Source organism: Micromonospora sp. NPDC048999, assembly GCF_040649295.1.
Classification (GTDB): Bacteria; Actinomycetota; Actinomycetes; order Mycobacteriales; family Micromonosporaceae; genus Micromonospora.
In genome coordinates this window covers 24,867-38,615 of sequence record NZ_JBEZFI010000040.1, presented here as the reverse complement: position 1 = coordinate 38,615, position 13,749 = coordinate 24,867, and the positions used below count along the sequence as shown (strand labels likewise).

Genomic DNA, 13,749 nt, shown 5'->3' with positions numbered 1-13,749 from the left:
TGCACCCTTGACCACCTTGAGGAGGCCATCCATGCCAACGCCCCTCATCATCGACCGACCTCGCCTGCTGACCCGCCGACTGATCGCGGCGCTGTTCGCAGCCCTGACGCTCGGGGCGAGCGTCGGGCTGGTCCACGTCCCGGCCGCAAGCGCCGCCAGCGTCGGCTCGACCGAACTGTCGTCGGGTTGGGCGCTGCGATCAGCCAACAACGTCACCGACGCGGGCTCGACCATCTCCCAGGTCGGTTACAGCACCACCGGCTGGAACCCGGTCTCGCTGCCGTCGACCGTGCTGGCCGGCCTCGTGGCCAACAACGTCTACCAGAACATCTACGTCGGGACGAACCTGCAGTCGGTGCCGGACCTGACCGGCCAGAAGTGGTGGTTCCGGGGCCAGTTCACCGCGTCGGCCACCACCGCCGACCAGGTGTACTGGCTGCGCTTCAAGGGAATCAGCTACCGGGCGCAGATCTGGCTCAACGGCACCCAGCTCGACGCCAACGCGGTCGGCACGATGGTGACGCACGAGTACAACGTGACCGACCTGATCAGGCCCGGTGCGCTCAACGCGCTGGCGATCCTGGTCACGCCACCGCTGCACGACTGCAAGGACCTGTCCTTCTGCACCGTCGACTGGAACCCCGAGGCCCCCGACATGAACGCCGGGCTCTGGGGCAAGACGCTGCTGGACACAACGGGGCCGGTCGCGCTGCGGGATCCGTACGTCCGGACCGTCCTGCCGCTGCCTGCGACCAACGCGGCCGACCTGACTGTCTACGTCGACGCCGTCAACGCGACCAACGCCCCGGTCACCACGACGGTCAGCGGCACGATCACCAAGGCCGGCTACCCGAGCATCTCGGTCAGCCAGACCGTCACCCTGGCCGCCAACGAGCGCCGCGAGGTCACCTTCGACCCGGCCGGCTACCCGCAGCTGCACGTCACCGCCCCCGCGCTGTGGTGGCCCTACCAGTACGGCAGCCCGGAGCTCTACCAGCTGTCGACCTCGGCGGCGGTGGCCAGCGCAACCTCGGACACCAAGTCGATCAACTTCGGCGTCCGTCAGTTCACCGACTACCGGACCACCGTGAACGGCACGTCCTTCGCCGGCTACAAGGTCAACGGACAGAACATCTTCGTCCGCGGCGGCGGCTACGTCTGGGACATGCTGCAGCGCTGGGACTCCAGGACCAATGCCACCCACGTCCAGTACGTCAAGGACATGGGCCTCAACACCATCCGCCTGGAAGGCACCATCGGCAACGAGGAGCTCTACGACCTCGCCGACCGGGCCGGCGTCATGATCATGCCTGGGTTTGTCTGCTGCAGCGCCTGGGAGAACGACAACACCTGGACCGCCGAGCAGACGCAGGTGGCCAACGCGTCACTGGAGAGCCAGCTGCGGGCACTGCGCGCCCACGCCAGCCCGTTCCTCTGGACCTACGGCAGCGACCAGCCGCCGACCGCCGCCCACCTGAGCACGTACAAGAGCACGGCCACCAGGCTGCACTGGCAGAACCCGACGGTCGACAACGTGGCGACCTATTCGAACGCCAACGCGGGCATGAAGATGGACGGCCCGTACAAGTGGGAACCACCGCTGCTGTGGTGGGACAGCCCCGCCCGGGCGGGCAGCGCGTTCGGCACCACCGGCGAGGAGGGCACCGAGGCGCCGCCGCCGCTGGAGAGCCTGAAGAAGTTCATCCCAGCCGCCAACCTGTGGCCGATCGGCGCGGCCTGGAGCTACCACGCCGGCAAGCCGAAGAGCGTCTTCGACAACATCCAGGTCTTCACCGACGGCGTGAACAAGCGGTACGGCACCACGACGAGCGCCGACGACTACTCCCGCAAATCCGAGCTGCAGAACTACGAGAACACCAGGTCATTCTTCGAGGCCTGGAACACGCACGAGTACACCCAGTCGTTCGGGGTCATCTTCTGGATGCTGAACAACGCCTGGCCGGCCGTGCACTGGAACCTGTACGACTACTACCTCAAGCCCGGCGGCGGCTACTTCGGCAGCAAGAAGGCCAACGAGCCGGTGCACCTCGCCTACGACTACAAAACCAGAAACGTGTACGCAGTCAACTCGACCCTGACCGCACGTAGCGGTCTGACCGCCACCGCCACGGTGTACAACATTCCGAACCTGACCCAGGCCTACACCACCACCGTCCCGGTCAACGCGGCGGCGAACGCCTCCACCCAGATGTTCACGCTGCCCACGCTGACCGGCCTGTCCACGACCTACTTCATCCGACTGCAACTCAAGGACGCCGCCGGCGCGGTGCTCAGCAACAACCTCTACTGGTACTCCAGCCAGCCGGACGCGCTGGGAAACAAGTCGAACTGGTACATGACATCGGTCAAGACCTACGCCAACCTCACCGGGCTCAACAGTCTGCCGTCCAACCCCAACCTGGCGGCCAGTGTTACCCGGGCCGTCTCCGGCGGGCAGGAGACCGCCACCATCCGGCTGACCAACAACAGCCCGACGAACATCGCCTTCTTCCTGCGGCCGGAGGTCACGGCCGGCAACGGTGGCGACGAGGTGCTGCCGGTGAACTACACCGACAACTACGTCTCGCTGTGGCCGGGGGAGTCGACCACCATCACGGCTACCTACCAGACCAGCGATCTCGGCGGCCTACCCCCGTACCTGCGGGTGCGGGGCTACAACATCCCGACCGCATCGATTCCCGTGCCGTAGCCGCAACGAGCCGGCAGCGGGGGCGGCGCGCTTCGCCGCCCCCGCAGCTGCACTTGTCAACCCTTCACTGCGCCGGCCGCGAGACCGCTGATCCGGCTGGCCAGCCTCCTGAGCGTCACCGTGACCACATGGTCGATCCCATCAACAAGATGGATTCTCCGAAGGATCGATGGAATCCAGCGCGAGCGCGAGAGCGCCGAGCAGCGGCGCGTCATCGATGAACCGGGCCGTCGTGATCGTCGGTGGGAACGGGACCGTTCGGCCGACCTCGGCCCTTATACGGGGAAGGATGTGGTGGGCGGCCCGCATCATGCCACCGCCGACCACGACCCGTTCCGGGTTGAGCGTGATACACACGTTGGCCACGACCATCGCCAGTGTGGCTGTCGCGTCGTCGAGCAGCGGTCGTACGGTGGGGTCGTCGTGCATGGTGAACAGGTCGTGGGCGGTGACGGGACGTCCAAGCGCCGCCGATCCTCGGGCTGCGAGCGCGGCGCCGGAGACCAACTCCTCACATGGCGCGCGGCCATCGGCGAAGCCGCTCTCTCCCGCCGAGCTGATGAGATAGGCGATTTCACCGGCGGCCCCGTGTGCGCCACGTACGACCGTGCCGCCCACCACCAACGCGGTCGCCAGCCCGGTGCCCAGGTTGAGGTATACGCCTACATCGACGCCACGTAGTGCGCCCCAGCGCAGCTCGGCTCGGGCCGCTGCTTTGACGTCATTGTCGATGGCGACGGGTATGGTCCCAAACTCCTCCCGCAGTAGCCGGGGCAGCTCCATGCCATCCCAGCCGGGGACGTTTGGAGCCAACTGAACCCGGCCTCCTCGCACGACGCCAAACGTTGACACCCCGACCGAGGCCGGCGCGGCGATGAGCGTCCGCGCCGCTTCGAGTGAGCGCCGTACGACCTGGTCCGCGCCAGCCGAGGGTTGGGTCTGTAGCCGTAGCACGGTGCCGAGACGACCCAGCGATGTGGCGGTGGCGGTGGCCATCGCGACCTTGGTGCCGCCGAAGTCGATGGCTAGCACGCGCCCATCGGTCATCGTGGGTTGCCGCGTCGGGCGAGCGAGTCGATGGCGACGGCGATGGCCAGGACGCCGCCGGTGACCATGTACCGCATTGAGGAGTCGATGTTGAGTAGCAGCATCCCGTTGGTGATCGACTGAATGACCAGGATGCCGAGCAGGGCCGCGTAGGCGCGGCCGCGCCCGCCGAAGAGCGAGGTGCCGCCGATGACCGCCGCGGCGATCGCCATCAGCAGGGTGTCGCTGCCGCCCGAACTCTGATTGACCGCGGCAAGCCGGCTCGCCGCCAGCATTCCGCCGAGAGCGGCGAAGAAGGACGCGGCCATGAAGGCGATCACCCGGATCCGCCGCACGTTGATGCCAGCGCGCCGCGCGGCCTCGGCGTTACCGCCGACCGCATACATCCACCGACCAAAGGCGGTGTGCTGCAAGACGAGGTCGGTGGCGACGACCAGGGCGCCGAAGATGACCAGCAGCAACGGCACGCCACGATCGGCGGACAGGATCATGACGGCGGCGCCCAGCGCGAGGGCGAGGGTAGCGAGGTTGATGGCCAGCCGGAGCGCTGAGTGGTGCGGCAGTCCGGCGCGCCGCCGTACTTGCCGGCTGATCAGGCCACCTGCCGTCCACGCCCCGACGATCAGCGCCGCCAGCAGCCACCCGATCCAGTTCGGCAGCCACGTGTCACTCAACCTGGCCAAGAGGCCGTCGAACGGCAGATTGATCGTGCCGCCCTGTCCCAGCAGGTAGAGCAACAGTCCCTGCCAACCGATCAAACCGGCCAGGGTCACCACGAATGACGGCATCCCGATTCGGGTGACCATCAGCCCGTGCAGCAGTCCGATGGCGAGTCCGAGCGCCAGGGCGACCCCGATGGCTGGGACCGGATCCCAGCCATGGCGCACATGCAGAACCGCCATGGTCACCGCGCACAGGCCACTGACCGAGCCCGCGGACAGATCGATCTCACCCAGCAGCAGGACCATGACGATGCCCAGCGAGATGGTCCCGGTCGCGGCCATCTGTAGGGCGAGGTTGGCGAGGTTCTCCGGGGAGAGAAAATGGTTGTTGATCGAGCCGAAGACGACAGCAATGACGGCCAGCCCGGCGACGACGGGCCACATGCCGGCACCCGAACGCCGTGGCGCCAGTGCCGAGCGGACCTCTTTGGCGGGAGCCGGGGCGACGACGCTCATACGGCGGCTCCGGTGATCGCAGCCACGATGGCCTCCTGAGTCGCATCGGCAGTACGGAACTCTCCGGCATTGCGCCCGAGCCGGAGCACGGCGATGCGGTCGCTGACCGCCCGTACGTCAACGAGGTTGTGGGAAATGATCAGGACGGCAAGCCCGCGGTCGCGCAGCCGCCGGATGAGGTCGAGAACCTGAGCAGTCTGCTCCACTCCCAAGGCGGCGGTGGGTTCGTCGAGGATGATCAGGCGCGGCTCGCCGACCAGGGCCCGCGCGATCGCCACTGACTGTCGCTGGCCGCCTGAGAGGACAGCCACGGGCGCCTGGATGTCCGCGATCCGCACGTCCAACGAGGCGAGGAGGTCCCGTGCCGACCGCTCCATGCCGGCATGGCGCAGCAGCGACCACCGCCTGCGTTCGGCGCCGAGGAAGAGGTTCGCCACGACGCCGAGGTTCTCGCAGAGGGCCAGGTCCTGGTAGACGGTCGCAATGCCGAGGGCCTGGGCATCGTGAGGGTTGGCGATCCGGACGGTGCGCTCCTCGCACTCGATGCGCCCCTCGTCCGCGACGTCGACGCCGGAGATCACCTTCACCAGCGTGGACTTGCCGGCTCCGTTGTCACCGACGAGTGCGACGACCTCGCCGAGGTGCAGGTCCAGGCTCACACCGGTGAGAGCCTGGACCGCCCCGTACCGTTTGTGCACATCCCTTACGGAGATCACTGGATGCCGTGCTGCTCGCACGCCGCCTTGACAGCGTCCACGCAGATGTCGGAGGCCGTGTAGAAGCGGTCCTTGACGATGCTGTCGTTGATCTTGTCGGCGGTTACGGCGATCGGGTCGAGCAAGAACGACGGAATGTCATTGGTTCCGTTGTTGACGGTCGTCGGTGCGGCCGGCTTCTGTCCCTTGGCCAGCGCGACGGCCAGTTCGGCGGACTTCTCGGCCTCGCTACGGATGTCGAGGTAGATGGTCATGTACTGCTCTCCGGTGAGGATCCGCTGCACCGCGGCCAGCTCGGCGTCCTGACCGGTGATCGGCGGAAGCGCGGCGTATCCGGCCCGCTGCATCGCGGCGATCGCTCCGCCCGCCATGCCATCATTCGCGGACAGCACGCCGACGATATTGTCTCGCCCGAGCGCGGTGATCGCCTGTTCCATCTCCTGCTGGGCCTTGTCGGGGCTCCAGTCGGGCGTGTCGAACTCCCGGCCGATCTCGACCTTGCCGTCAAGGACGCTGTGCGCGCCGTTCTTGTAGTCGGCAGAGCTCGGGTCGGTCGGGGCACCGTTGAGCATCACGATCTTGCCCTTGGCGGTCGTGCCCCGGGCGTTGAGCGCGTCGAGCAGCGCCTGCCCCTGCATCTCCCCGACCCGCACATTGTTGAACGAGACGTAGTACTCGTAGCTGATACCGGAGATGAGCCGGTCGTAGGCGATCACCGGGACCTTCTTCTGCGCGGCCTGGTGTACAAGCGAGGCGACCGCGTCGGCGTCGACCGCGTCGAGGACGAGGACATCGGCCCCCTGCGCGAGCGCGGCCTCTACCTGTTGTTGCTGCTTTACCGCGTCTTGGTCGGCGTTGGAGTAGAGCAGCTTGCAATCGCCGCAGAGCGCCTTGACCTTCGCCTCGAACAACGGACGGTCGAACGCCTCGTACCGGGTCGTCTTGGACTCCGGGAGGAACAGCGCTATCGTCGGCGGCTTCGACGAGTTCGGCGAGTTGGTGGCGGCATCCGTCCCGCAGGCGCTCGCCAGCAAGGCTACCGCCACGGGGAAAACGAACCAGCGGGCTCTCATCGCAGATACCTCTCCTTCTGGGGTCCGTTGTCAGCATGCTGAAGGATCCCGATGCCGAAAGGCAAGGTATCTAACGAAGTTGGTAATAGACCTTTACGAAACTGGTGTGGCAGCCTAGGCCTGTGTCGACGACCGGGACGGCCAGCACGACCAGCGTGCTACGGGTGATGAACGAGCGCGCGGTCTTAGCCGAGATCTTTCGCCTTGGCAGGGTCTCCCGGCCCGAACTCGCCCGGGCCACGGGCCTGTCCAAACCGACGATCTCGGTGGCCCTCGCCAACCTCGAGCGCGCCGGCCTGCTGCAGTCCGTCGGCCGACGCGCCGGTGCCGCCGGCCGCTCGGCTCTGTTGTACGAGGTCAGACCGGAGGCCGGCCGGGTCCTGGCGGTTGACATCGGCCGGGCCTACGTCCGGCTCGCGCTCGCGGACCTGATCGGACAGATCGTCGCCCGCCGGCAGGCCCCCTCACGTTCCGCGCGCGCTGGCGACCTGGTGGCCCAGCTCACGGCGCTCGCCGACGAGATGGCGGCCGAAGCGGGCGTTGGCCGGGACGAGATCACCCTCGCCGTCTTCGGCACACCCGGCATTCACGATCGGGCGAACGGACGGCTGCACCTCGCACCGAACCTGCCGGGCTGGGACCGGGCCGGCGCGGTGCAGCGACTCGCCGAGGTCGCAGGCGCGCAGTTCCTGGTGGAGAATGACATCGATCTCGCTGTGATGGGTGAGGCGGCCTACGGCTTGGGCGCGGGAGTGTCCCATTTCGCGTATGTCTCCATCGGCACCGGGACCGGCATGGGCATCATGATCGACGGAAAGCTGTACCGGGGCTCTCAAGGCGCAGCCGGTGAGATCGCCTACCTGACCATCGGCGAGGGTGACCCTGTGCAGAGCGGGCGCGACTCGCGCCGCCGCGGGATGTTCGAATCTGTGGCCGCGGCTGACGGCATCGTCGCCGTCGCCCGACGGATGGGTATGACCACGGCGATTACCGCCAAAGAGGTCTTCGACGCTGCGCGCGAGGGCAACCGCATCGCGCGGCAGGTGGTGGCGATCGAGGTCGACCACATCGCCCACGCCATCGCGAATGTGTCTGCTGTTCTCGATCCCGAGTTGGTGGTGCTGGGCGGCGGCATCGGCGCACAAGCCGGCGACCTTCTCGCCGGTCCCATCGTCGAGCGCCTGCGCAACCTGGTCGCGCTGCGGCCGCCGCGGATCCAGGTCTCCACATTGGGTACGGACGCCGTCCTGCTGGGTGCCCTGGCAGTCGGCCTTGCGGCCGCCCGCGACCTGGTGTTCGACCGGGCGGTCGCGGGTTGAAGGTTGTCGGTGAGCTCGACCTGTCCGGCGAGGACGCCAACGGGTTCCGGTTCGGTGCCCGGGCGCTGTCGGGCTGGTCGGGCCCGGCGCAGGCCGAGCCGGGCGCGAGAGGTTACATACTTCGAGTGATCGAGATTGTGCGCTGGGTCAATGCCGCTGCTCGCCTGGACGGTCGTGGTCGCACTGGGGCTCACGCGGGAAGCGTTTCGTGATCTGTTATTTAGCCGGTGACTATTGACCGGTTGACGACTGAGATATCGGTCACCATGCCGGCCAGAGAGCCCGTAGTTGCCACTTGAGCAGGTCTTTTGTTAGCGGTATGTCATTCGGGTGACAGATCGAAAAGGGCAGAGCTACTGACGGGCAGTGAACTGTCGGCAAGCCGTCCGCAAATTCGCTTTCCTAGCGGCGTCGTCGTGCCGCTCACTGTAGACATCCATTCGATGAAACGGAGTCAACCGTGTCCACCACCAATGAGATGCGGCAGGCGCTCGTCCTCGGCGGCAGCATCGGCGGCCTGCTCGCGGCGCGGGTGCTGAGCGAGTCGTACGCGAAGGTGACCGTCTTCGACCGGGACGAGTTGCCGGCGGTGACCGCCGATCGCAAGGGTGTGCCGCAGGGCGAGCACACCCACGGTCTGCTCGCCCGGGGGCGGCAGATCCTGGAGGAGCTCTTCCCCGGCCTGGTCGCCGACCTGACCGCCCAGGGCGCCGCCGCCATCGACGTCCAGCGTGACTGTCTCTGGGTCAACGACGGCCACCGGATTCCCCAGGTCGCCTCCGGGCTGGACGGGCTCTGCGTCAGCCGGCGTGCGCTGGAGACGTACATCCGGGGCCGGGTCCGGGCCCTGCCCAACGTGGAGGTTCGCGACAGGTGCGAGGCGTTGGGCCTGCTCACCGACGCCGGCGGCGGCAGGGTCACCGGCGCGCGGATCCTGCCCCGGGGCGGCCGGGAGGAGCGCCACGACGCCGACCTGGTCGTGGACGCGACCGGTCGCGGCAACCGTGGCCCCACCTGGCTCGCCGAGCTCGGCTACCAGCCGCCCGTCGAGGACCGGGTGGACCCCCACACGGTGTACGTCTCCCGTGACTACCGCCGCACGCCCGGCGAGGCCGACTTCGCTGCCATCGTCTGCAGCCCGTCGCCGGCCGTCCCGTACGGCGGGGTGGCCGTGTCGGTGGAGGGCGACCGGTGGATGGTCACGCTGCTCGGCGTCGGTCCGGGCCAGGCCCCGCCGACCGACCCCGAGGGTTTCCTCGCCTTCGCCGGGCGGCTGCCCGTTTCGGAGTTGCACGCGCTGCTGAGCCGGGCGGAGCCGCTCGGCCCGCCGAGGCGGATGCGGCTGCCCGTCAGCATGCGCCGCCGCTACGAGCACCTCGCCCGTCTCCCGGAAGGCTTCATCGCGGTGGCCGACGCGGTGTGCAGCTTCAACCCGGCGTACGGGCAGGGCATGACGGTGGCCGCGGCGGAGGCGATGGTGCTGCGCGACTGCCTTCGGCAGGGCGGGCGGGGACTGCCCCGCCGATTCTTCGCCGCGGCGGCGAAGGTGGTGGACGTGCCCTGGGACATGGCCGTTGGCGCCGACCTGCGTTACCCGCTGGTCGTCGGGCCGCGCAGCCGCCGGACCCGCTTCCTCAACGGGTACGTCAGCCGGCTGCACATCGCCGCCGCGCGGCACCCCGTTGTCGGGCGGCGGTTCCTGAGCGTGGCCAACCTGATGACGCCGCCGCCGGGGCTCTTCGCGCCGGGGATCGTCGCCCGGGTGCTCTGGTCCGGCCGGCGGGCCATGCCCCAGGTGGCCCACCTCGAGCCGACGGGGCGGGTCGAGAAGGTGGCGGCCAGGTGAGCGGGGCTCTGCTCGTGGGCGGCAAGCGGGGCTGATGCCTAACCACGCACCCGCAGGCGCAGCACCTCGCCCTGGCCGACCAGGGTGCTCTTGTTGGAGATGTAGATCGTGCCGTCGTGGGCGACCGCGACGGCCGTGGGCGTGACGAGGCCGGCCCGGGCGAGTTCGGTGCGCGAGCCGTCGCGTTCGACCCTGATCAAGGCACCGGTCGGGTCGCCGCTGAGCAGACTGTTGGCGAAGATCTCGAGGACGAGCAGCCGGCCCTTCTTGTCGAAGGCGATGTCGGCGATGTTGGTGAAGCCGCCGGCGGCGACGGTGGGCGACTGCCCGGGTACGATGCGCCACACCTTCGCTCCGCCGACGGGGAACGGGAATCCGGTCAGCTGGCCGACGTAGAGCGCGCCGTCGGGCCCGGCCGCCACGGTGGTGGGCACGAACTGCATCGGGAGGTCCGGTCCGCCGAACGGGTTCGGCGTCGGCGTCGTCGGGAAGACGGCGAGTGTGGAGATGCGACCGCGGCGGTCGAGCCGCAGCAGGTCGTTGCCACCGGCGTCGGTCACCACGGCGCCATCGCGGTACGGCAGGAGGCCGTACGGGTTGCTGTCCGGCCCGCTGCCGGGCTGGTCGCGGTCCGGGTCGTTCGCCGCCTCGTACCCGGCCAGATCAGCGAAGGCACGGGCGCCCGAGGGTCCGATCCGCACGGTCTGGCCGATGAGCGCCCCGGCGGGACCCAGTTGGGCGCGGCGCGCCGGGTCCGTGCCCAGGCCGATGGTGACGAGCGGGCCGGCCTTGGTCAGCGCGATGTCGTGCGGCCCGAGCACCTCGGACTGGTTCGTGGTGCCCAGTGACGGAAGCCCGGTCACGATCCGCCGCTGATGCTGCCCCTGGATTGCGGTGATCGCGCCCGTGGCGCCGAGACAGAACGTCTCGTCCTGCCCGCCGACGATGCACGGCCCGGGGCCGCCTCTGCCGGCCTCGGCCACGAGCACCACACCGCCGGGCGCGACCGCCAGCCCACGGGGATTGTCGAGGCCGGTGGCCAGCACCGTCAGGCCTTCGACGCCGGGCTTGCTCGCGGCCGCCGTCGCCGCGGCGGGCGCCGATGCGATGACGAACCCGGCGACCGCGACGACCGCGCTGGTAGACCGGAGCGTGAGCACCATTCGTTTCCTCCTGGCTTCCCTGCCGACCCTGACATGTGCTCTAACTGGGCAGGACGCCAACGGGTTCCGGGTCTGCGCCCGGACGCTGTCGGGCTCGGCCCGGGACCGCGCAGGCCGAGCCGGGCGGGTGCGCGTCGACGTCCCCGAAAACAAGCGTCAAGATTGAGCACCATCGGCGGACGTTCAGGGCAGCGCATCGCCAGGGATCTCGATCAGCTCTCCGCCGACCTCGAACACGAAGGTGAGGCACCGCCGGGCGTGCGTCAGCACCTGCCCCATGTGCTCATGGCCAGCCGCCTCACCGGCGAGGGCGTCCATCGGGCGGGTCATCACGTCGGCGTCCATTGTCGCGTTCGGCGGGACGACCCGCCGATAACCGGTGATGCCTGGTACCCGCCGCGCCTCGGCGACCCCACGGACCTCCCGCAGCCGGTACCCGAACGGCGGCGACGGGTGGTTGTGCAGGAAGTGCACCCGGTCCGGGCGGACCGGGTCGACGCCCGCCGGCTCTCCCAGCGCCGCCCGGCCCGCCAGCTCCACCAGGTCCACCCCCGCCGCCCGGATGCTCAACTCGTTGACGAATCCGCCGAGCCGGCCGTTCACCTCGATCAGGCGCGGGCCGTCCGGCGTCAGCTTGATCTCGGTGTGCGCTAGCCCGGTTCGTACTCCGAGGGCACGCAGCGCCCGACCGGTCAGGTCGAGGATCCGCTCGTGCTCGCCGTCGTGCAGCACCGCCGGCCAGAAGTGGCCGCGTTCCCGAAACGGCGGCAGCAGCGGGAACTTGCCGGTGACGGCCAGGTGGCTGACCTGCCCGTGTGCCACGACGCTCTCCACCGACACGTAGTCCCCGAACGGCGTGGCGTCCCGCCCGACGAGGAACTCCTCCAGCACGAACGGCCCGTCGCCCGCCAGCGGCACGTCCGCCGCGGAGTCGATCAGGTACGTGCGGCTGCTGCCCTCCCCGCGTACCGGCTTGAGCACGGCGGGCAGGCCGACGGCGGCCACCGCCTCCGCCCAGTCCTGCGGGCCGTGGACCACGGCACTGCGTACCCGGTCGACGTCCGCCGCCGTGAGCCGGGCGCGCTGGGCGCGCTTGTCGGTGAGCAGCACGGCGGTCGCCGGGGTGTGGCCGGGCAGGCCGAGCCGATCGGTGAGCGCGGCGGTGCGCCGTAGCTGGCGTTCGCTGAACGTCAGCACCGCGTCGGGGCGTAGCCGGTCGACGTCGGGGAGCGCCACCACCTCGCCGAACTGGCCGACGAGTGCCGCGAGCCGGGAGTCGACCGGCTCGGGGAGGGCGTACGCGACGGTGCCGAGCCGGGACAGCCCGGTCTGGATCTCCCGCAGGTCGGCGGCGCCCACGTCGTAGACCACGACGATCCGGGTCATGGGTGTCCCTCCGGTTTCTGGGGTCGGGTACGCAGTGCCCAGCCGATGACCGGTCGGTTGGTCGCGATGCCCAGCCCGAACAGCACCGCCAGGGCCAGCCAGCCGCCCGGCCCCCAGTGGCTGGTCAGCGCGGTGATCAGGATCGGCGCCACGGCGCGGGGGAGGATCAGGCCCAGCCGGAACGCGGCTCCGTACTCGCCTTGGGCGTCGGCGGGAGCGAGGTCGAAGCGCAGCTCCCAGCGGGCCGCCTGACCCCACATCTCGCCGGCGCTGAGCGCCACCACGCAGGCCACCAGGAGCGCCACCGCCGGCCAGCGGGGCGCGACGGCGGAGAGCGCGGCCAGTACGCAGGTGAGCACCATCGCCGCCAACGCCCATTCCTGGGCGCGGCGGGCGGCGGTCAGGGTCTCGGCGGCCCGGGCGGCGCGGACCTGGAGCGCGGCCACCAGCAGGGTGCTGACCGCGAGCAGCCAGCCGGCGAGCTGCGGCGGGGCGGTGGTCGCGGAGACCACCCACAGCGGCAGGCCGACGGCGAGGATGGTGTCGCCGATGGTGGTCAGGTTGCTGTGTTGGGCCACGGCCAGGTAGGGCAGGTCGCGGAACACCCGCACGCCCGGTCGGGCCGCCCGGTCGGGCTGCCCGGGGGGCGCGGGCAGTCCCAGGTAGAGCAGCGCGCCCAGCACCGAGGTGCCGACGTACGCCCAGATCAGCGAGGCGTACGCGGTGCGCGTGCCGACGCCGAGCGCGATTCCGGCGGCGAGTGAGCCGACGGTGAGCCCGATGTTGAACACCGCCCGCAGGTACGCCGACACGCGAACCCGCTGCGCCCCGGTCATGATCCGGGCGATCAACGCCTCGTTGGCCACCGTCCAGCCGGAGTCGGCGACGCCGAGCACGCAGATGACCAGCAGGAACTGCCAGAAGTCGTGCACCCATACGGCGAAGGCGAGCGGCACCGCCTTGGCGATCGCCGTGCCGACGGCCACCGGCAGCGGGCCGACCCGGTCGGCGAGCCGGCCGATCGGCAGCCCGGCGACCAGGCCCAGGAACCCGGCGACGGACAGGCCCAAACCCACCTGGGTGGCGGAGAGGCCGACCGAGCGTACGAAGAAGACCACGCTGCCGGCCTGGTAGAGGCCGAGGCCGACGCTGCCCAGCAGCGACACCGCGACCAGGACCCGCCCGGGACCCGGCTCGGGCAGCAGCCGCCGGGTGGGTGGGGGAGCGGTGACGGCGCCGGTCACCGTCGCCTCAGGTGGATGGCGGCGGCGACGTCCGCGTCGAGGCGGCCGTCGCGGGCCAGGGTGGCGG

Annotated in this window: 10 protein-coding genes; 3 read left to right on the top strand and 7 right to left on the bottom strand. The window is 69.8% G+C overall.

The features are described 5' to 3' along the window. Positions 1-31 precede the first annotated feature (31 nt). Positions 32-2,710 carry a hypothetical protein gene (locus AB0C02_RS27510; RefSeq protein WP_357551845.1) on the top strand — a complete coding sequence of 893 codons (2,679 nt, stop codon included), beginning with the start codon at positions 32-34 and terminating at the stop codon, positions 2,708-2,710. Positions 2,711-2,851: 141 nt separating this feature from the next. Here the strand turns inward: AB0C02_RS27510 and AB0C02_RS27505 are convergent, their stop codons facing one another. The 4 genes from AB0C02_RS27505 to AB0C02_RS27490 form a co-directional block, all read right to left on the bottom strand. Further along, entirely contained in the window at positions 2,852-3,757 is a 906-nt protein-coding gene (locus AB0C02_RS27505) for an ROK family protein (protein ID WP_357551844.1), read from the bottom strand. Further along, positions 3,754-4,863, bottom strand: coding sequence for a sugar ABC transporter permease (locus tag AB0C02_RS27500; RefSeq protein ID WP_357551843.1), 1,110 nt, complete (start codon positions 4,861-4,863; stop codon positions 3,754-3,756). The genes AB0C02_RS27505 and AB0C02_RS27500 overlap by 4 nt, the downstream gene beginning before the upstream one ends. A gap of 68 nt (positions 4,864-4,931) precedes the next feature. Beyond that, positions 4,932-5,594: an ATP-binding cassette domain-containing protein gene (locus AB0C02_RS27495; RefSeq protein WP_357551842.1), complete on the bottom strand. Its 663-nt coding sequence runs from the start codon at positions 5,592-5,594 to the stop codon at positions 4,932-4,934. Between the two features lie 53 nt (positions 5,595-5,647). Then, complete coding sequence (locus AB0C02_RS27490; protein WP_357551841.1) at positions 5,648-6,724, bottom strand: sugar ABC transporter substrate-binding protein; 1,077 nt, start codon at positions 6,722-6,724, stop codon at positions 5,648-5,650. Between the two features lie 122 nt (positions 6,725-6,846). Here AB0C02_RS27490 and AB0C02_RS27485 point away from each other — a divergent pair, with 122 nt between their 5' ends. Continuing rightward, entirely contained in the window at positions 6,847-8,043 is a 1,197-nt protein-coding gene (locus tag AB0C02_RS27485; RefSeq protein WP_357551840.1) for an ROK family protein, read from the top strand. A gap of 460 nt (positions 8,044-8,503) precedes the next feature. Then, positions 8,504-9,889: an FAD-binding protein gene (locus AB0C02_RS27480; protein WP_357551839.1), complete on the top strand. Its 1,386-nt coding sequence runs from the start codon at positions 8,504-8,506 to the stop codon at positions 9,887-9,889. A gap of 38 nt (positions 9,890-9,927) precedes the next feature. Here AB0C02_RS27480 and AB0C02_RS27475 read toward each other — a convergent pair whose 3' ends face one another. From AB0C02_RS27475 to AB0C02_RS27465, 3 genes are all read right to left on the bottom strand, one after another. Then, positions 9,928-11,052, bottom strand: coding sequence for a ScyD/ScyE family protein (locus AB0C02_RS27475; protein ID WP_357551838.1), 1,125 nt, complete (start codon positions 11,050-11,052; stop codon positions 9,928-9,930). Positions 11,053-11,235: 183 nt separating this feature from the next. Continuing rightward, entirely contained in the window at positions 11,236-12,438 is a 1,203-nt protein-coding gene (locus AB0C02_RS27470; protein WP_357551837.1) for a hypothetical protein, read from the bottom strand. Beyond that, complete coding sequence (locus AB0C02_RS27465) at positions 12,435-13,682, bottom strand: MFS transporter (RefSeq protein WP_357551836.1); 1,248 nt, start codon at positions 13,680-13,682, stop codon at positions 12,435-12,437. Before AB0C02_RS27465 ends, AB0C02_RS27470 begins: the two co-directional genes overlap by 4 nt. Positions 13,683-13,749 lie beyond the last annotated feature (67 nt).

Excerpts from the sequence above, each read along its gene's own strand:
- AB0C02_RS27500 (WP_357551843.1), bottom strand. The coding sequence starts at position 4,863 with ATGTGGCCCGTCGTCGCCGGGCTGGCCGTCATTGCTGTCGTCTTCGGC.
- AB0C02_RS27475 (WP_357551838.1), bottom strand. The coding sequence starts at position 11,052 with ATGGTGCTCACGCTCCGGTCTACCAGCGCGGTCGTCGCGGTCGCCGGG.
- AB0C02_RS27510 (WP_357551845.1), top strand. The coding sequence starts at position 32 with ATGCCAACGCCCCTCATCATCGACCGACCTCGCCTGCTGACCCGCCGA.
- AB0C02_RS27490 (WP_357551841.1), bottom strand. The coding sequence starts at position 6,724 with ATGAGAGCCCGCTGGTTCGTTTTCCCCGTGGCGGTAGCCTTGCTGGCG.
- AB0C02_RS27505 (WP_357551844.1), bottom strand. The coding sequence starts at position 3,757 with ATGACCGATGGGCGCGTGCTAGCCATCGACTTCGGCGGCACCAAGGTC.
- AB0C02_RS27470 (WP_357551837.1), bottom strand. The coding sequence starts at position 12,438 with ATGACCCGGATCGTCGTGGTCTACGACGTGGGCGCCGCCGACCTGCGG.